Origin of the sequence: Rapidithrix thailandica (genome assembly GCF_039710355.1) — a bacterium.
Lineage (GTDB): Bacteria > Bacteroidota > Bacteroidia > Cytophagales > Flammeovirgaceae > Rapidithrix > Rapidithrix thailandica.
In genome coordinates this window covers 1-18,868 of the sequence record NZ_JBDKWZ010000008.1, presented here as the reverse complement: position 1 = coordinate 18,868, position 18,868 = coordinate 1, and the positions used below count along the sequence as shown (strand labels likewise).

The following is an 18,868-nucleotide window of genomic DNA, read 5'->3' as shown; positions in this document are numbered from 1 at the left end:
ACCCGTTCATTAAGTTGACATGTTAAAGCATTCGTTGTAGCGCTTACTTAAGAAGTTAAAATATTATGAATCAAAATATTATGAGGCAGTTGATTTTATTTTTTGAGAAAAAAGCATTTGGCGTATGTGCAAAAATTGCCGAGGTTTTGGGCATTTCCAGTAATGTTATTCGCTTGTACTTTATCTATTTATCCTTCATTACCTTTGGCTCCCCCATAATTGTATACCTGGGGCTGGCATTTTTGATGAACTTAAAAAGGTACCTGCGAAGGAATAGAATTGTGTTGGATACTTTTTAATGCCCTTCCCCTGCTGACACCTCCCGATCAACCACAAATATTTTATAAGAAAAAATCCCCCTGTATCATATAAAAAAGCACAGGGGGATTTTTTATATAACTACTTTACTTACAATAAAGTAAGCAATATTATTCTTTTCTAAAATTCCTTGTAATCTGATTTTTTCAAAGAGCTATTAAAGGCCAGTTCTTTGAAGGTTCTTTTCCCCAGCAAAAAATAATCTTTGACTAAGGATCTTTTGTATATTTCGGGAAAAGAGCTTTGCTTAGGGCTGTTTTTACGCTCTGTATACATTTCTCGAAAATGCAGGTAAAAAGATATATGCGCTCTAAAAATCGCCCAAGTGTTTTTAAACTCCCCTAATAATAAAAAGCGTGCACCTGCGATTCCGTCCAATACCAATCTCCAAAAGATTCTATGCAATTGATTGGCAGGAAGGTTTTTCAATAATAAAAACAAACCGTTGCGAAAGTTATAAAACGTTTTCCGAGGGCTGGTTTTATTCAAAGTTCCTCCCCCGATATGATAGACCTGACTATGTGGGGTAAATAAAATTTTATATCCGGCATTTTTTAGTCGCCAACACAGATCTATTTCTTCCATGTGGGCAAAAAAGCGTTCATCTAATCCCCCAAACTGTTGATAAAGTGTGGAATTTATACACATACATGCCCCAGTTGCCCAAAAGACTTCTACTTCATCATCGTACTGTCCTTGGTCGGTTTCCAGGGTTTCAAATAATCTACCCCGGCTAAAAGGATAGCCCAAATAGTCAATAAAACCTCCCGCTCCCCCGGCATATTCGTACTGGTCTTTCTGATGATAACATTTAATTTTGGGTTGGCAAGCGGCTACTTTCGGCGAAGATTTCATCAGCGAAATCATTGGAATCAACCAATTTTCGGTCACCTCCACATCCGAGTTCAAGAGCACAAAATAATCGGCTTTTACCTGTTGCAATGCGGTATTATATCCTCCGCAAAAACCTAGGTTTTCATGCAGTTGAATCAAGGTTACCTGGGGAAACTCAGAAGCGACAAGGGCTGCCGAGCCATCCTTGGAGTGGTTGTCTACCACCACGACCCGGGCATTGCCACTGTATTTTATCACTAAGGGGAGAAAAGAAGCGAGGTATTTTTTTGTGTTGTAGTTTAAGATGACTACGGCTACATTACTTAGATCCACAAATTTAGAATTTCGAGTTCGTTCTTCAACTTAATAAAGAGATACCAAAGTTGATTCAATACAAAAAAACAGCATACTGTAAAAACAACAAGTGTTTGGAAGGAATGTATACATCGCAATCCGCATGCATTTACTCCCCCCAAACACTCTCGTGAAAAAAACGAATTATTCAGTAGCACCAAAGTTGAATCCCGGAATATTTGGCAACATCCCGGCGGTAGATTCTTGGATAGCTTCTTTAGCTTTTTCTTCAACTTCTTCCAAAGCCTTGTTTACAGCAGCAATAACCAAGTCCTGCAACATTTCCTTGTCTTCAGGTTTTATTAAGTCCTGGTCAATGTCCAAGCGGATAATTTGCTTTTTGCCATTTACTTCCGTCTTTACCATTCCTCCTCCGGCTTCAGCACTTGCTGTTACATTGACTAAATTATCTTGTGCTTCTTTCAGCTTGGCCTGAACATCCTTCATCTTACCAAGCATCTTCATCATGTCCATCATTACAGGCTATATTTTTAGATAAATAAATTGATTTTATAAATAGTTCTACAGATACGGCTTAAGCCACTTTCAGTTTTAACGAATCTGCTGATTTTTCAAATTGGCTTTCGGCAAACTCCCGGTCAACTTTCAGGGTACTCACCCCTTCTTTTGACGGTACTTCGTACATCGCTTCTAGCATGATGGCTTCGCAGATAGAACGCAAGCCACGGGCTCCCAAGTTAAACTCTACGGCCTTCTGTACGATATAGTCCAAGGCATCCGAAGTGAATTCCAATTCGATATTTTCCATTTCAAACAACTTCGAATATTGCTTGACAATGGCATTTTTAGGTTCGGTGAGAATTTGCTTTAAGGCATCTTCACTCAAAGCATCCAGATGAGTGATCAGGGGTAGACGGCCGATCAGTTCCGGGATAAGGCCAAAGCTTTTCAGGTCCTGAGCCGTAACATATTTTAGCAGCTCTTCTTTTTCCATTTCAGCCACACTATGGTCTACACCGGTAAAGCCAATCGGGCGAGTGTTCAGACGGGAAGCAATCCGGTCGGCAATTCCGTCAAACGCCCCACCACAGACAAACAAGATATTTTCCGTATTCACCTGAATCATCTTTTGCTCAGGGTGCTTTCTTCCCCCTTGGGGCGGCACATTTACGATGGTACCTTCCAGCAGTTTTAACATTGCTTGCTGAACGCCCTCCCCACTTACATCTCGGGTAATGGAAGGATTGTCCGATTTGCGTGCGATTTTGTCAATCTCATCAATGTACACAATCCCTCTTTCAGCGGCTTCCACATCGTAATCCGCAGCCTGCAAAAGACGGGTCAAGATGGTTTCCACATCTTCTCCCACATATCCGGCTTCGGTAATGACCGTGGCATCCGCAATACAAAACGGCACTTGTAACGTTTTAGCCAAAGATTTGGCAAGCAAAGTTTTTCCGGTACCGGTTTGCCCCACCATTATGATGTTGGACTTTTCAATATTCACATCATCTTTGGATTCTTTCTGGGTAATCCGTTTGTAATGATTGTACACGGCCACTGATAATACTTTTTTGGCCCGGTCTTGTCCAATCACATACTCATCCAGGTGTTTTTTTAATTCTGTTGGTTTGACCAACTTAAAACGCGGCTTGCCAGAAGACTTCGGCCTGCGCTCTTGCAACAATATCTGATGGCTCTGCTCTATACAATTGTTGCAGATATGACCGTTAAGGCCAGAAACCATCAACTCTACTGCATCTTTAGAAGCCCCGCAAAATGAACAAATGATATCCTTCATCGATTTACTGAATCAATAAAACTCACAATATTCTTAATATGGTAAATTGTGAGCAAAGTTTATGGTCATCCCAATTAAAAAAATATCTTATTAAATGATACGTCTTTATAAGTTAAGATCCGCTTCACTGTTCCTGTAAACATACTGAAGCCCCCTTTTTGGGGAAACTCAAGTACCGTTTTAAAATAAAACTTTGCTCTTACTATATATCTTAACCAAATTTTCAATCAAATTATCTCTCTCTCGGATTGAGCACTTCGTCCACCAAGCCATATTTTTGAGCTTCGTTGGCCGTCATCCAATAATCTCTATCCGAATCTTCCCATACTTTATCATACGTTTGTCCGGAATGACGGGCGATGATATCGTAAAGCTCTTTCTTTAGTTTTTGAATTTCCCTTGCCGTAATCTCTATGTCAGAAGCTTGTCCTTGCGCTCCACCCAAAGGCTGGTGAATCATCACACGTGAGTGAGGCAATGCAGAGCGTTTTTCGGGAGCTCCGGCACACAGGATAACCGCACCCATTGAAGCTGCCAAACCGGTACAGATAGTTGCAACATCCGGACGGACAATTTGCATGGTATCGTAAATTCCCAAGCCGGCATAAACAGAGCCCCCCGGGCTATTGATATACATCAAGACATCTTTTTTGGCATCCAGTGATTCCAAAAACAGCAATTGCGCAACAATAATGTTGGAGATATAGTCATCGATAGGCGTACCGAGAAAAATGATCCGGTCAGCAATCAACCGGGAAAACACATCAATTTCGGCAAAGCGTCTTTCCCGCTCTTCGATTACCGTCCGGGTCATACTTTCCACACCTCCGATATATTTATCTACTACCATGCTGTTAATGCCTTGCCCTTTAACAGCGAAGTTCCTGAATTCATCTTTGTAAATCATTGTGATAAGAGTTTAATTCTTTTGTACGCTAAGTTTGAAAGTGAATAAGGTTTATGAGTAAAAGAACCTCTCACCTGGTAAATCTCTTTAAAATCGGTATAGCTTGAGCAAATGCTTTGCTAAAAACAAACCTTCTGACGAATCGTCAGTCAGGCGCAAAAATAACAAAAAAACAATGCTAATCGTGGCGCAATTGTCAGTTTGTCTCATCTAAAATAGAAACAATACCAGGAAGTTTAGGCGAATCCGAAAGTTTTTTTCAGATATCAACTTTTTAAATCTGGAATTGTTAGCCAGTTTTGCCGCTTTTCTTTGCTTGTACTTAACATCCCCTTACGCTGGTCAAAATTAGAAGGGGGTAACCCGGTGACTTAGCCTTTTGATTTGCCAGGGCCAAACAAGTAGTTGGAAAGGGGAATTGCCATCAAGGATGCAATGAGAATGGTGGCTCCTGCGTAAAAATAGATGTCCATTGTTTCCGATTTACTGGAAAACATCAAAGCGACCAAAATTCCGTATACGGGCGTGAGGTTAGTAGCCAAAGATACCGTAAACGGTGAAAGGTTTTTCATGATTTTGATAAAAACGGAATAGGCATATACCGAAAAGACAAAGGCCAAGGCAAGGATTAACAACAGGTCCACCCAAGTGGGATTCAATTGAATTTTCCGATGAATAAAGATCGAAGAGGTAAAAAATAAAATGATCACCGTTCCGGCCCAAGCTCCTACCATCTGATAAAAAGTAATGACATAATGGTTGTGTATTTGGGCCAGTTTTGAGCTAATTACGGTAAGCAATGCCCCTACAAATGCGGCAATGATGGCCACAGACATGCCCCAGGAATATTCAAAACCAGAGGTAAAAATCATATAAACTCCAAAAGCAGCATTGATCCCGATGATGATTTGATGAACATCAATTTTCTTTTGCCGGGTAATCAAGGGAGCGATAAAGCTCACCCATAACGGGCTGGTGGCAACCCCCACCAGGCTGACCGAGGCATTGGCTACTTTTGCGGAAAAAATCAATAAAGTCCAATAAATAGAGGTGAGTACTCCGGAACTCAATAAAGGAATGAGCTGATGGGGTTTCAGTCTGATATTGAATTTTCGAAAGTAAATGATCAAACCTAACAGGATAATGGCTGCCAGTGTGCGTAACAATACGATTTCCAAACTGGGCAATGAAATCCAAATTGCTACGGTTGGAATAAAGCTCCCTAGAAATACGATAAAATGCAACTGCAAATAGTCTTTATTAATGCGCATGGAGGTAGCAGCATGAGTGTACTTAACGAATGGGCGAATTTAAAAGAAGGGAAACGGATTACAAATAAAATCCCGTTTCAATCGCTCTATTCCCCAACCCGGCCAGAAACTTCCAACCTAACAGGTCAAAATCCCTGGACTTTCAGGCAGGAATTTCCACGCATTGTTTTGGAGGTTATGAACTAAATCAATAAATTTTAGTTTAACTTTGTAAAAAATCAAACTGTAGAAAGAAGCTATGATACAAGTAACTGACAAAGCTAAAGAACATATTGTCGAGCTCAGACAGCAAGAAGGTTACACCAACGAACACCATGTGCGAGTATCTGTGAAGGGCGGAGGTTGTTCTGGGCTTATGTACGATTTGGCTTTTGACAATACCATCCATGATGGAGACGAAATATTTGAAGATAAAGGGGTAAAAATAATGGTAGACAAAAAGAGCATGTTGTATTTACTAGGTACTACCCTTGATTTTTCGGACGGTCTCAACGGAAAAGGCTTTCAATTTATTAACCCCAATGCCACTCGCACTTGCGGTTGTGGTGAGAGCTTTTCAATCTAGTTAAAAATATTAAGACTTTATTGTAAGTTTGCAACCTCCTTTTCAGGAGGTTTTTTTATTCAAAAGCCCGAAAACAGATGCATATGGAAGATTACAGCTTTCTAAAACTCTTGATCAACGAAGAGCTATATATCATTCAAGAAAGTGAGGCCACTTCAGCTACCCCGGCAGAAGTACCTTTAACCTATATCGGTGAAAACCAAAAGCACTACCTGGTCATTACCAATGTCGCTTCGGGCAACTTTTTCCAAAGTGATGAATATGCATTGTTGATCAAAATACTGGGGGCTGTAGGATTGCAACTCCCTGACTGTATCATCATCAACCTGGCAGACAACCCCTCTTTCCAACACCTTCAGCCTTTAATAGAGCGCTTTCAACCGGTACAAATTTTTGCTTTTGGTATTTCACCCAGTTTTACTGACGGGCAAGACCACCCTTTTTACACTTCCCAACGGTATCATAATTCCAAAGTAATGTATGCTGATTCTTTAAGTACATTGAAAAGCGATGTCCATAAAAAAAGAGCGCTATGGAGCGCTCTTAAAGATCTTTTGCCTTAATCAGGCTATATTTTTTTACATTCTGCCTTAGGCTTATTGCTCGTCTGAAGCAGGTTCTTCATGGGTAGCATCTTCTTCAACAGCAGGCTGGGTAAGCTCACCGTTTTCAACACCTTCATCTGTAGAAGATTCAGAAGGATCGGCTTCACCTCCATTTGCAGCCGGTAATTCCAACTCAGGGGCAGTCACCGGAGCTACGGATTTTGCCTTTTCAATATTAGGAGAAGTAATGCCGGTATTGTTTGCATTTTTGTCTGTCAAAGTATTTGCTCCCAAAGTCAACACGAACAAAACTGCCACTAAAATCCAAGTAGCTTTTTCGATCCATTCGGTAGCTCTGCGAGAACCGACTGCCTGGCTGGCACTACTCACTTCTCCTACCAAACCGCCACCTTTTGAGTTTTGCGCCAATACAACTAGCACCAACAATACTGCAACGACTAAACTTAAAACAATTAATAGAGTATCCATTTTCTTCTTATAGTTCTTTTTTCAATTCTTCTATTCGGGCTGCAAAATACGACTTTTTATCCGGATTTTTCAAAATTAAACGTTGATAAATATCAATTGCCTGGTGAATTTTTCCTTGTTTGATAAAGATCAATGCTAAATTTTCAGAGATTGCCGCATTGTTATGTGTACTGCTATGGGCTGCCAAATCCGTCTGTTCGTAATCCTCCGAGTAATTAGAGTTGGGTTTGATCTTAATATTCTCTTCTTTTTCAATAAACTGATCGATCAATGGTTGCTGCTTTTTCCAACCCAAAGGACTGGATATACTGCTGTCTTCTTCTTTTTTCAAGAGATCGTCCAAAATGAACGCACTGGTGTCAATTTCAAAATAACTTTCCATTTCGTGTTCTGTTTCTTCGTCTTCGTTTTCGTTCAATATTGTTTCCTCTCCTCTGGTGTTCTCGGAAAGGTCCTTATTCAACTCGTCATTAGAAGCATAGTCCGGGTGTTCGTACGTAGGCTCTTCAAACGCTACATTCTGTTCATCCTTTGTAGTTTCGTCTTTTTTATCTTCAGATTCAGACGAGTCTTCTCTAAGTTTTTTTAATGCTTCTAAACTGGCAAATATATCTTCATGAGTCCGGTCTTCTTGTTCCTGAAAAATTTCTGAAGACTGTTCCTCTTCTTGCACTTGGACGCTACTTTTCGCTTCATCCAAGAAAGAGGGAGTTTCAAACTCAGGGTATTCATAGGGGATTTCCGACACTGGCTCCTGCAACAGGCTTTCCTCTTGTTCTATTCGGTGATCGACATTTCCTTCCGTTGCCGGTTCATCCCTTTCTTCAAACAAACTTACCGGACGATCCTCTGTGTCCTCATCCCCTTCATTGGACGGGTATTCTTCTTCATCCGTTCCAAAATAGAGATCCTCTTGTAAAGAGTTTGAATAAGCAGTCGTATCCTGCTCTTCCGTTGAGTCGGTAGGGCTGGAGACGTTCTCCGGATCGGTATCTGTGTCCGCATCTTTAGTATCTACATCTTCCGCAGTTTGAGACGGTTCTTCCGAAAAGGCTTCAAATGCATTGACAGGATTTGATTCGATATGCAGATCTTTCATTTCCGTGATCTTCATATTTGCATCAAACTTCTTGTTCAGAATCTGGTGGAGGATAGGCCGGTGACTTGTACAAACTGCCGCAGATTTAATTGCTTCGGGGGTTTGTAATGCTTTGGCAAGCAAGAGCTTTGCGCCTTGAAAAAAAGGATATTCCCTGGCAATTTCTTCTAACACTTCTTGATCAGATGCTTGAGCAGCTACCGGGTTAAGTATCAAGCTATTGAGTTTTTCTATATCCACCGTACTTTGCTTTTAATACAAAAAATTAAAAGTGATTTGAAAGCGCTTTATCCTGTCAAAATTAAGGATCTTGCTCGAAAAACAAATCATCTTTCTTTAAGAAAAGGGGAAACCCTAAAACGGGCAATTGGCATCATCACCAATTGGCCACGGTTTGGTTAAAGATATCAAAGATCACTTGTTCAAAAATTTCATCAACTTTTTCATCTTCCACATCGGCTAAGTTCTGGTTGGCATCAAAGTCAGAATAGGAAGAGAAGCTTCGTTTGAAGCTCTGTTCGTCATCATAATGATTGGTAAATTCCACTTCCACGGTAATCGTAAGACGCTGGAGTTGTGCCCCTTGCAATTCTCCGGCTCCTGCTGCTACCGGCCGCACATTCAAGCTACTAATTTTCCCTTCCAGTTGCAAATCTCCACCGGCAGGTACTTGCTCTAGCTTGGTGTTACGTTGGAAATAATCCCTCAATTCTTCCGTAAATGTAGTCGCTAAGTTGGCCGGACCTTCAGACGCATCGTTAAAAAAATTCACAATGGTAACCGACTTAATTTCCGGGGGCAGGCTCGTTCCGGTAAATGTAAAGCGTATGGGTTTGGCACATCCTCCCAGCCAAACTGCCAAAAACAGCAAGATAAGACTTCGCAGACAGGCCTTTTGGTATGTTTGATTAAATAGGTTCATTTCAGTACAATGTAAAATTCAGAATGTTGCTAGCTAAAAGAATATATGTACACCGAGTATTCCGGTTTGATGGAAAGCTTGTCAATCCCATCCGGACTTGAGGTATTTTATGATTTTCAAAAATAAATATTGAACACAAGGTTAAATATCTTCCAATTCATACTGTTTGATTTTGCGGTACAATGTCCGTTCGGAAATCCCCAAGTCTTTTGCCGCATATTTACGTCTGTTATTGTTCTTTTTCAAGGCTTTGATGATCATTTCTTTTTCCTTCTTCTGCAGGGAGAGTGATTCGTCTTCCATTTGAGGGGTAATATCTTCGATTTTGCCCAGGTCATAGGTATGATCCGTAGATTCTTTGGCAGGGTTCAGCAACAGCGAACTGGTTTCTATCTCATCCTCCTCTTCCTCTTCGAATGTATGCGTATCAATGTTGTTAAACAGATGTTTATGCTTTTGGATAATTTGGTGTTTATCACTGGGGCCGTTGTTTTGCAATAAACTCAGCACCAGTTTTTTCAGTTCTGTCACATCGTTTCGCATATCAAACAAGACCTTATACAACAGATCCCTCTCCGAAAACCCCTTATCGCTGTCATTGCTTGAGATTATTGCCGGCAAGCGGTTGGCTTGTTGATCAGGCAAATAGTTCAAAAGCGTTTCTGCATTAATCGATCGCTCGACCTCCAACACTGATATCTGATCGACAATATTTTTCAATTGACGGATATTGCCCGGCCAACGGTATTTCAACAACATCTCTCTTGCTTCCGGATCTAAGGAAATGGGTTTGATATGATATTTTTCACTAAACTCCACGGCAAAATACCGGAACAGCAAGTCCACATCATTTCCCCGCTCTCTTAAAGGAGGGACGGCAATGGGTACACTTAAACGATAAAATAAATCCTCCCTGAATTCCCCTTTATCAATTTGCTCTAAGAGCTTCACATTAGTAGCGGCAAGCACGCGTACATCCGTTTTCTGTACTTTGGATGAACCCACCCGGATAAACTCCCCGTTTTCAAGAATTCGCAGTAGACGGGCCTGAGTCTCCAAAGGCATTTCCCCGATTTCATCCAGGAATATAGTTCCCCCGTTTGTCACTTCAAAATACCCTTTGCGGGAATCTATCGCCCCAGTAAAAGAGCCCTTTTCATGCCCAAACAATTCGGAGTCAATAGTACCCGCAGGAATTGCCCCACAGTTGATCGCTATAAACTGCCCATGCTTTCGATGACTTAGTTGATGAATAATTTTGGAAAACGATTCTTTTCCGGTACCACTCTCTCCTGTAATCATTACAGTCATATCCGTTGGGGCTACCTGAATAGCCGTTTGAATAGCCCCGTTTAATTTAGGAGAGTTTCCAATGATACCAAAGCGTTGTTTTATTGATTGAATTTCTTGCAAATCCATTGATAACTAAAAATTATTGCTTTTGAGCACCTGTCTTTCATCAGATGACACCTTACTGAGTATAATTTTTCAATAATTGATGACCCTCATCAAATCCCAGCAACTTTCTTTTCCCTGTATCTGATTTTACTTACGCTTCTTTATATGCGTATGGTGAAAAATGTACCTCTTACAAAGTTAACAAATTTGCATTTCTAAGTGCTTCTATTCAAGAAAGGAATCTTTAAACTTATTTCCCTTAGATACACTTTGGCCCCTACCTTGCCTAAAAACACGGTTGGGGCCAATCATCTACGGATTCCTAAAGTTTAATTCCCCAAGCAAGTTTGGAGATAACGTTGTTCGATCTGCACACCCATTTTTTTTGCTTGTTGGAAGAGGTTACAGGCTTTGAGCGTATTGCCTTGTTTAAAGATAATTTGCCCTTGTTGATAGTACACCTCCCCCCGTAAAGAGTTGTATTTGGATTGAATAATATCATCCGTTTTGTACGATTCAATCAGCATCAGGGCAGCTTCCAGATCGGTCAGGCCGCTTTGGTCTTTGTTCAGTTCGGCAAAAATCCCCGCCCGTTTAGTAAAAGCGGTAATTAACTGTTCCGGTTTTTCCTGGTTATCCTGATACCGGTTAATGTATTCCGTATACGCATTCAATGCTTCGGTGGTATCTTGTGTTGCAGAATAGGCTTTTCCCATCGTCAAAAAGACATCTGGATCCGGAGAAATATTGTTTTGTTGAGCAAGCATCAAATATTGTTGTACCCGGTCCAGAGCGGCTTGATTGTGATTGATGCTGTCCCCGCCGGCCAGTTGGTTGCTATACATATAGGCCAGCCACTTTATTGCTTCCAAATCATTGGCTTTAGCTGCCATCGAAAACCATTTATAGGCTTCCGGGTAGATAGTACCATAATTCGCTTTTCCTAAAAGATAAACCTCTCCGAGTAAGCGTTGAGCCTCTGCGATTCCTGCATCGGCAGCTCTTCGAAGCCACAAGAGTGTTTCGCTACTGCCAATGTTCAAATAATACTTTGAGAGTTTCAACTGTGCTTGGGCATCGCCTTTCTCCGCTTGGTATTTGACATATTCCAGGTCATTTTTATCAATGTATTGCAATATATTGATTTGCGAAAGCCTGAACTTGGCCAGTTCCATTCCCCCATTGGCAGCCCGGAGGTACCAACGAACTGCCCTACCCATATTTTGTTGGGTCCCCTTTCCAAGTGCATGCATTTCTCCAATGACAAATTGAGCGGAATCATTTCCGAGATACGCAGCCCGTTTATACCATTGAAAAGACTTACGCAGATCAGGCGCTATAAACGTATTACCTTTTTCATACACATTGCCCAAAGATAAGATTGCGGGTATATAATCCTTTACCGCGGCTTGTTGGCAATACATCAATGCCTGTGTATAATCCGATTGCACTCCGATGCCATTGTAATAGACTTGAAACAAGCGGTACAAACTAATAGGATTCCCTTGATTCCCTTTATACGTCAGATAGTCCAGATTATCCGGTTCTACCAATGAGCGGAGATCGTATTTCTTCAATTCCGTTATCGCATCCTCTTCTTGTTGATTTGCAGCTTTCAAATAATAAAGGACTCCTTGCCGTACATTCTGCCTTACATGAATGCCTTGTGTATACATTCTTCCTAAGGCCACTTGCGCTTTCGGGTTATTTTTATCCGCGGCTTTTTTATAAAAGTCAAATGCTTTCTGTAAATCCTTAGGGACCCCCTGTCCTTTTTCATATTTCACTCCCAGGGAGTATTCATCGGCGGCATTTCCTTTTTCCGCTTTATAAAAAGCATAAGCCGCACTGTTCTTATTGGCATATTGATCTACAGGCAACAAGTCCAAATGCTCTTTTGCCATCAAATACCCTTGTTTTAATGCTTCCAAATAGAGCCTTACGGCTTCGTTCAAATTTTTGTTAATACCCTTTCCTTGTTCATAAAGACGGGCCAAGTGAAACTTCCCTTCCGCATTATTCTGGTCAGCAGCTTTTTTATAATTGAGGTAAGCCTGATAATAATCTTGCGCTCCTGTTTGTCCTTGCTCATATAAATTACCTAAGGCCAGATACGCCGAATCATATCCTAAATCCGAAGCATCTTTATAATACTTTAAGGCTTTTTTGATATTCAACTTTACCACTTTCCCTTCTTCATAGGCCTTTCCTAGCTGGTAAAGCGCTGCAGGGTCATTGGCTTTAGCCTTGGCTTTGAGTACATTAAGGTCATCCGTTTGTCCAATTGCAGCCTGATTCCCTAACAACAATACCCAAAGGATGAATGCTATATGTTTACTCATTTTAAACTGCTGTTTAGTAAATTAAAAATTGCTTTGCCTCCCAGTTACTTATTTCACAATTGATCTATTCTCTTCTAACCTATCTTTTTTGCATGGGATTGCTATCATGACTTGTTTTTCTTACAGGCCTTAAACTAGCCTTCAAGTTAAATGAACCAAGATAATGAAACAAATAATCCTCTTTGAGATTCTCAATTTCCATGGATTGCCCGGAGATTTCCCCATTTTCACTCGATTTGGAGGAAGAAAACACATACTTCAATAATAAATACCCATATATACCGGATCAGTGAATTAACCTTTTTCTTTTTCCTGAAAAATGTTTCAAAAACGCCTCCTCTGTCTTACTTTTTGCAACAATAGCTTTGACTATTCTTTTAAATAAGCGCCTTGATGAGCCGATTTTGATTCCATCTTCGGTCAAAAACTATACGTGTAAACCACTTTAATATCCAAATCACACCTAATAAAGTGTTTTTTTGATAAAGTACGTATTCTCTTCAGGTACATTTGGAGCCACTGCAACTTTTCTGTGTGCGCAAACCTGTACCACAAATATTGAAACAGAGCCCGAAAAGATGGTTATTTCACGAAATAACGCATTTTGACCAAATTTTATATTGACTTTTGTAAATTTAATATTCAAATATCACTAAACTTCGCCTTAAACCGCAGGAAAAATTTTGACTCACTACCCAGCTTAACAGCTTTTTATATGGCTCTAATCATTCGTACTCCACCTCCGCGACCAATAGGTCTAAAAACTTCCCGGAAGGTTCTTTAGGCACCATCACATGCAAACAGCTAGGCTCTACATCAATACTTATCGTATTTTTGTCGCCAATTACTTCTCCATCTACCTGCACGGTCATTCGTTTGTTTTTATGCAATTGAATACGGGCTTTCTTACAGCGGATGATCTCAGCAAAACGTGTTTTATACATTGAGCCTGTAAACCAACTAAGCAGAATCAAAAACAACACTCTTACAGACAAATCTTTTAAGATACAAAGCTCGAAGTACCCATCGTCCAACTTTCCTATCGGGTTCAACAAGGCTTTGGTTCCATACCTTCGTGCATTGGCAAAAGCAATCATATGAGCACTTTTGGTGTAGCGCTTTTTCTCGGTTTGGATATCAACTTTAATTTTTTTGGACAAGGAAAATTCTTTAAAAAATTGTTTTGCATATCCTTTAAACCCACGCATCCGGTCGGTTTCAAATCGTTTTACCATCCGGGCATTAAATCCGATATCGCCAATATGAATGCAGTTGTGTGTTTGATTGATTTTCAGGTTATCTATGGCGACTGATTTGCCTTGTAATAACACCTTTAACGCTTCTTCTTTATGATTCGGAATATTGAGCTCAGCAGCCATCCCATTTGCCGAACCATAAGGAATAATCCCCAATCGAATATTGGTATGCATCACAACCTCAGCCACTAATAATACGGTTCCGTCACCTCCTACTGCCACTACGATGTCCGGTTTTTCCCGGTTTACCAAGCGGTTTAATTGTTTTTTGTCATGATTGCCAGTAGTCAGAAACAAATCGTACTCAAATATGTAACGATAAGCAAACCCCTCCAAGGAGTCAAGAAATCCCTTCTTATCATTATCCCCAGATATTGGGTTTACCACAAATAGTAGCTTCAATGTCGTAGGGTTTTATTGTTTGGTACAAGATAAGATAAATAAATATTTGTACAGAAGAAAAGCACAAAGGAGTTTTTTGTGTCTTAAATTACTAAGAGGATAGTTAAATTTCATCTTATGGACTGAAAATTCCCGATTCAGGAACTCCTGTACATCATTTGGAGTGGGCCGGCATTCCGGCCACCGGAATGCCGGCCACCAGGGTGTCTTTCGGTCAAATAGTTCCACGATGCTTCAAAAGTCGAACCATCGAGTGTCGAACCATCAAGTGTTGAGCCACAAAAATGATCTTTTGAGAACCCTAAACTGAAAATTTTCACCGTCAAAGGGGCTGCCCACTCACTGAGTTTTAAATATTCTCTAACGTGTGAGCGGATACTATAATAAAAGGCTTTTTGAGTGTATTGTTTTTATCAGGCAGGTTTACATGGTCTTTTATTCTCCCCAAGGGTAGGAAGAATGCTTCATATACACCAAAGTTATCATGAAATAAAACAGGCTTGTGAAAAGGCTTAACCTGCGAGCAAATAAGATTTTATCTCATTTGGCAGCAATGTGGCACTCCATTATTTTTTCCATGTTTGGGATGGCTTTAACGTTACAGGTTATTGTTCCAAATAGTTTATTGAAAGTAAATTTTGCGTCTTGTTCCGACTATTCTACTCTCTCATCCAATCAGATTACTTCTTGTTGACTTTCGGCTTCTTTTTTTCTGGTTAAGTAATATTTTTTCATGATGAAAAAATCAAGAAGCAAACTAAACACAACCGTCACCGCAATCACAATAGGAATCAGAACATGGTCATTCAATGTCCGCCCTAATAAAATTGCAATAAAAATAAAAACCAGGTTTACAAAGCCCAAAATAAAAACCGTTTCCCTATGGCCAAAGCCGAAACGCATGAGGATATGATGAATATGATTTTTATCCGGTGAAAAGGGAGATCTTTTTCGTATAATTCTCGAGATAAAAATCCGGAGGGTATCAAACAAGGGCATAATAATCACACAAATTGCCGTAGCGATACCTGCAGTGAATTTATAAGGATTGCCTGTTGGCAAATTAAAATTATAATCTATAAAGAAAATTGTACAGACTGAAAGAAAAAAGCCAATGAGCAGCGCTCCCGTATCTCCCATAAAAATCTTGGAAGGAGCCCAATTAAAATACAAAAAGCCTAGAATCGCTCCCGCAAAACTGAAAATCAAAATACTGATGACCTGTTCATCTATTAAATAAAACCAAATGCCAAAACTCGACAAGGCTAAAAGTGATATAGAACCTGCCAAGCCATCTATACCATCGATCAGGTTAAAGGAATTCGTCACTACCACAAATGTGAACAGCGAGATGGCATAGCCCAACAGCATGGGGAGTTCATACACTCCCAACAACCCATACAGTGAATTAAAACTGACTCCGTTTAATGTAATGACAATACTAGCCGCCAATATTTGCCCGATCAGTTTGTGAGCCGGCCGAAGAGGATAAAGATCATCCCGGACCCCAATCAGAAACATGATGAACAGAGAGCCGAACAAATATTTATATTCAGCCAAATCCGAAATAGGCATCCAGATGAGGTTTGCAACGAACAAACCCAGAAAAATGGCAATTCCCCCAAGAGAAGGTTTCACCCCTTTATGGATCTTCCGCTTTCCCGGCTCATCAAAGATTTTCTTCTTTGTAAAAAATGATATGATAATCGGGATTAACAGTACACACACCACAAATCCCGTAAAAAATGTTGAAAAAATTACAGTCATGACGATTCTCTTCTCAGAAAAAGCACGGCAAAGGTAGTAAGAATTTTGAGGAAAGCGGCATAAAAAAACATTCAGGTAATTTTATTTAATGGAAAAAATAATTTCACTTAAAACTATAATTGTAGATCCCCCAACCCATAGGACAGCATTTATTCAAAGTTACTATAATTATCAGGCAACTGCTTGATACCGGCTAGCCGGCTTTTGGTAATCGTTCACTTGGTGTCTTCTTTCATTGTTGTAATAGATAAAATAATCATTCACTGATCGGTATAAATCCAACCCAGGGCAATCGGGTGATATCATATTTCGTTATTGGGAGTAGTAATTTTCTAAAATACTTGGAAATAAGGTAAAAAAGCGGCTTTTCAAGCCTAAAAAAGATGAATCCTTTATCGGTATTTGAAGATTTTGAGCGACCCTCGCAGTGAGAAATCCCAAGTATATCCTTTACAAACCTTGGTGTTTTTAACCATTGCAGCGGTGATGACCGGGGCGGAAACTTTTGTAGACATCGAAGAATTCGGTAAACACAAACTCACCTGGCTCAAACAATACGTGCCTTGTCCTCAGGACCGCATTCCCTCGCACGATACCTTGGGGGATTTCTACAGTCGGCTGGCCCCCGAGGCCTTTGGCCGCTGTTTTCTCCATTGGATCGCAGAAGTATGTGACATGAGCGAAGGGGAGTTGATCGCCCTGGACGGGAAGACTTTGCGTAACAGTCATGACCACACCTACAAAAAGACGGCCCTGCACCTGATCAGCGCCTGGGCTACCCGCAATCAACTGGTGCTGAGACAGGCCAAGGTGGACGGTAAAAGCAATGAAATCACGGCAATTCCCACCTCTGTTAACCGTGTTGGATCTGAAAGGTGCCATCGTCAGCATTGACGCCATGGGCTGTCAAAAAGCCATTGCCCGACAGGTACGCCAGCAACAGGGCGAGTATATTTTGGCCGTCAAAGGCAATCAAAAAGCCTTGTTGGAGGAGATAAAGGCCCATTTTACCTACACGGAACCCGCTTCCCGGCACCAGCAGCACCATAAAGATCATGGGCATATCCAACAACGAAGTTGTACGGTCTTGTAGGAGTTGAACTTGTTGGATACGGCAGCTGACTGGTCGGACCTGCGGTCGGTGATCTGGGTGAAAGTCTTCCAATAGGAGTTGATCAGCGGCAAACAGCCCCGGGAACCCGGTATATATCTCCAGTAAAGTCGCCTCGGCCGAAATCTTTAACCATTTGATCTGGAGCCATTGGCAAATAGAAAACCAATTGCATTGGGTGCTGGATGTGAACTTTGGGGAAGACCGGTCCCGTATTCGGAAGGGATATGCCGATCAGAATTTTTCCTTGATCCGTAAAGTCGCCTTGAATCTCATTAAGTTAGACGATACACCCAAGATGAGTCAACGGGCCAAAAGAAAAGCTGCCGGATGAAATGAGCTATAGCTATTCCTGGAAAAAATCCTAAAATTATGACCCGATTGTACTGTAAATCCAACCCGTCTTTTGGTGGGTTGAGATAGAGTTTTCGTATTTAATGTTTCTCCAAAGTCTTTCGATAAAAGCATTGTCGGTGGCTCTTCCCTTTCCATCCATACTCAAGCAAATACCTTGACTGAGCACATAGGAACTGAACTCTTCTATGGTAAATTGACTTCCTTGGCCCGTATTAATCATTTCGGGTTTGCCATGTGTCTCCATGGCTTCTTCTAAGGTTCGCGCATCCATACTGTTTGAGACACTCCGGTTAACAACCAACCTGCTGTACAAGTCAAAGATGGCCACCAAATATATATATCCTTTTTCCATTGGAATATAAGTGATGTCAGTTGCCCGGACTTGATTGGGACGATTCAGCGGAAGGTTACGCAACAAGTAGGGATAAACGAGATGGCTTTTACAGCGTCTTGAAGTATGTCGGCCAGGCATGATCGCTGCAGGCCCATTACTTAGTAATAGAAGTGTTCTACGCGATTCCTACTGACTTGATACCCTATCCTTGGTCAACCAAACCTACATTCGTTTAGCCCCTTTAAAAGGATGATCTAAGTAATGTTCGTCCATCTCTCGCATAAGTGCTAAATTGAGTTCACTCTTTCCTTTGAGCTGATAATACAGTTCACCTATGCATATACCTAAAAGATCGTATTAATAATACTATGCTCAAATGGGAATAACCCTTGCATATCCTTGTTCTACGAGGGACGTTAGCGTAAGGCGTCCTTTAAAAAATCTACTTCGATTTTGAGCTGACCAATTGTTTTTAAAAGATGGTCTTTCTCCTGTTCGGACTCACTTTTTTTACTCTTTTTTCCTTTTTCAAAAACCGCTGACGCACCCTCCAAGAACTCGCGTTTCTAGGCGCTGATTTGAGTGGGTTGTACTTCATACTTCTGAGCGAGTTCGACCAGACTTTGCCTCTCTTTTAAGACCTCCAAAACTACCTTGGTCTTAAAAGCTGATATGAATTTTCTTCATGTAAATTTAGGTATCTAAACTCACCAGTGTTAAGTAAAATTTAAAATAACGTAATAATTCAGTACCTTTAGAAAAAAGATGAAAAGGTACAGGGTCAAATTACTGCAAGAAGAAGTATCCGAGCTTAGAGCGATAATTGATAAAGGTT

General features: G+C 40.7%; 19 protein-coding genes. 6 read left to right on the top strand and 13 right to left on the bottom strand.

Features of this window, described 5'->3' with window-relative positions:
- Nucleotides 1-65: 65 nt before the first annotated feature.
- Complete coding sequence (locus tag AAG747_RS14860) at nucleotides 66-299, top strand: PspC domain-containing protein (RefSeq protein ID WP_346821980.1); 234 nt, start codon at nucleotides 66-68, stop codon at nucleotides 297-299.
- 139 nt (nucleotides 300-438) lie between these two features.
- Here the strand turns inward: AAG747_RS14860 and AAG747_RS14855 are convergent, their stop codons facing one another.
- From AAG747_RS14855 to AAG747_RS14835, 5 genes are all read right to left on the bottom strand, one after another.
- On the bottom strand, nucleotides 439-1,485 hold the full coding sequence (locus AAG747_RS14855) for a glycosyltransferase family 2 protein (RefSeq protein WP_346821979.1): 1,047 nt from the start codon (nucleotides 1,483-1,485) through the stop codon (nucleotides 439-441).
- Between the two features lie 165 nt (nucleotides 1,486-1,650).
- Complete coding sequence (locus AAG747_RS14850; protein ID WP_346821978.1) at nucleotides 1,651-1,983, bottom strand: YbaB/EbfC family nucleoid-associated protein; 333 nt, start codon at nucleotides 1,981-1,983, stop codon at nucleotides 1,651-1,653.
- 58 nt (nucleotides 1,984-2,041) lie between these two features.
- On the bottom strand, nucleotides 2,042-3,268 hold the full coding sequence (clpX, locus tag AAG747_RS14845) for an ATP-dependent Clp protease ATP-binding subunit ClpX (RefSeq protein WP_346821977.1): 1,227 nt from the start codon (nucleotides 3,266-3,268) through the stop codon (nucleotides 2,042-2,044).
- A 232-nt stretch (nucleotides 3,269-3,500) separates the two neighbouring features.
- Nucleotides 3,501-4,175 (bottom strand): ClpP family protease, encoded by a 675-nt coding sequence (locus AAG747_RS14840; RefSeq protein ID WP_346821976.1) that lies wholly within the window; start codon nucleotides 4,173-4,175, stop codon nucleotides 3,501-3,503.
- 371 nt (nucleotides 4,176-4,546) lie between these two features.
- Nucleotides 4,547-5,446 (bottom strand): DMT family transporter, encoded by a 900-nt coding sequence (locus AAG747_RS14835; protein WP_346821975.1) that lies wholly within the window; start codon nucleotides 5,444-5,446, stop codon nucleotides 4,547-4,549.
- 238 nt (nucleotides 5,447-5,684) lie between these two features.
- Here AAG747_RS14835 and AAG747_RS14830 point away from each other — a divergent pair, with 238 nt between their 5' ends.
- Both AAG747_RS14830 and AAG747_RS14825 read left to right on the top strand, forming a co-directional pair.
- On the top strand, nucleotides 5,685-6,011 hold the full coding sequence (locus tag AAG747_RS14830) for a HesB/IscA family protein (protein WP_346821974.1): 327 nt from the start codon (nucleotides 5,685-5,687) through the stop codon (nucleotides 6,009-6,011).
- A gap of 83 nt (nucleotides 6,012-6,094) precedes the next feature.
- Nucleotides 6,095-6,574, top strand: a complete 480-nt coding sequence (locus AAG747_RS14825; protein ID WP_346821973.1) for a hypothetical protein — start codon at nucleotides 6,095-6,097, stop codon at nucleotides 6,572-6,574.
- A gap of 33 nt (nucleotides 6,575-6,607) precedes the next feature.
- Here the strand turns inward: AAG747_RS14825 and secG are convergent, their stop codons facing one another.
- From secG to AAG747_RS14790, 7 genes are all read right to left on the bottom strand, one after another.
- Entirely contained in the window at nucleotides 6,608-7,045 is a 438-nt protein-coding gene (gene secG / locus AAG747_RS14820; RefSeq protein WP_346821972.1) for a preprotein translocase subunit SecG, read from the bottom strand.
- A 7-nt stretch (nucleotides 7,046-7,052) separates the two neighbouring features.
- Nucleotides 7,053-8,384, bottom strand: a complete 1,332-nt coding sequence (locus tag AAG747_RS14815) for a tetratricopeptide repeat protein (RefSeq protein WP_346821971.1) — start codon at nucleotides 8,382-8,384, stop codon at nucleotides 7,053-7,055.
- A gap of 136 nt (nucleotides 8,385-8,520) precedes the next feature.
- Complete coding sequence (locus AAG747_RS14810) at nucleotides 8,521-9,066, bottom strand: LptE family protein (protein ID WP_346821970.1); 546 nt, start codon at nucleotides 9,064-9,066, stop codon at nucleotides 8,521-8,523.
- A gap of 141 nt (nucleotides 9,067-9,207) precedes the next feature.
- Entirely contained in the window at nucleotides 9,208-10,485 is a 1,278-nt protein-coding gene (locus AAG747_RS14805; protein WP_346821969.1) for a sigma-54 interaction domain-containing protein, read from the bottom strand.
- A gap of 308 nt (nucleotides 10,486-10,793) precedes the next feature.
- Entirely contained in the window at nucleotides 10,794-12,806 is a 2,013-nt protein-coding gene (locus tag AAG747_RS14800; RefSeq protein WP_346821968.1) for a tetratricopeptide repeat protein, read from the bottom strand.
- Nucleotides 12,807-13,531: 725 nt separating this feature from the next.
- Nucleotides 13,532-14,464 carry a diacylglycerol/lipid kinase family protein gene (locus AAG747_RS14795; protein WP_346821967.1) on the bottom strand — a complete coding sequence of 311 codons (933 nt, stop codon included), beginning with the start codon at nucleotides 14,462-14,464 and terminating at the stop codon, nucleotides 13,532-13,534.
- A 675-nt stretch (nucleotides 14,465-15,139) separates the two neighbouring features.
- Nucleotides 15,140-16,231: an MraY family glycosyltransferase gene (locus AAG747_RS14790; protein WP_346821966.1), complete on the bottom strand. Its 1,092-nt coding sequence runs from the start codon at nucleotides 16,229-16,231 to the stop codon at nucleotides 15,140-15,142.
- A gap of 402 nt (nucleotides 16,232-16,633) precedes the next feature.
- On the opposite strand from AAG747_RS14790, the gene AAG747_RS14785 reads away from it, so the two are divergent.
- The 3 genes from AAG747_RS14785 to AAG747_RS14775 all read left to right on the top strand — a co-directional run bounded on the left by AAG747_RS14785 (nucleotide 16,634) and on the right by AAG747_RS14775 (nucleotide 17,676).
- The gene (locus tag AAG747_RS14785) at nucleotides 16,634-17,125 is read left to right on the top strand and encodes an ISAs1 family transposase (protein ID WP_346821965.1); all 492 of its coding nucleotides are present in this window, start codon (nucleotides 16,634-16,636) and stop codon (nucleotides 17,123-17,125) included.
- A complete protein-coding gene (locus AAG747_RS14780; RefSeq protein WP_346821964.1) occupies nucleotides 17,091-17,324 on the top strand; it encodes an ISAs1 family transposase in 234 nt (77 codons plus the stop codon). The genes AAG747_RS14785 and AAG747_RS14780 overlap by 35 nt, the downstream gene beginning before the upstream one ends.
- 115 nt (nucleotides 17,325-17,439) lie before the next feature.
- The gene (locus AAG747_RS14775) at nucleotides 17,440-17,676 is read left to right on the top strand and encodes an ISAs1 family transposase (RefSeq protein WP_346822226.1); all 237 of its coding nucleotides are present in this window, start codon (nucleotides 17,440-17,442) and stop codon (nucleotides 17,674-17,676) included.
- Between the two features lie 36 nt (nucleotides 17,677-17,712).
- Here AAG747_RS14775 and AAG747_RS14770 read toward each other — a convergent pair whose 3' ends face one another.
- Entirely contained in the window at nucleotides 17,713-18,171 is a 459-nt protein-coding gene (locus AAG747_RS14770) for a DDE-type integrase/transposase/recombinase (RefSeq protein ID WP_346821963.1), read from the bottom strand.
- Between the last annotated feature and the right edge of the window lie 697 nt (nucleotides 18,172-18,868).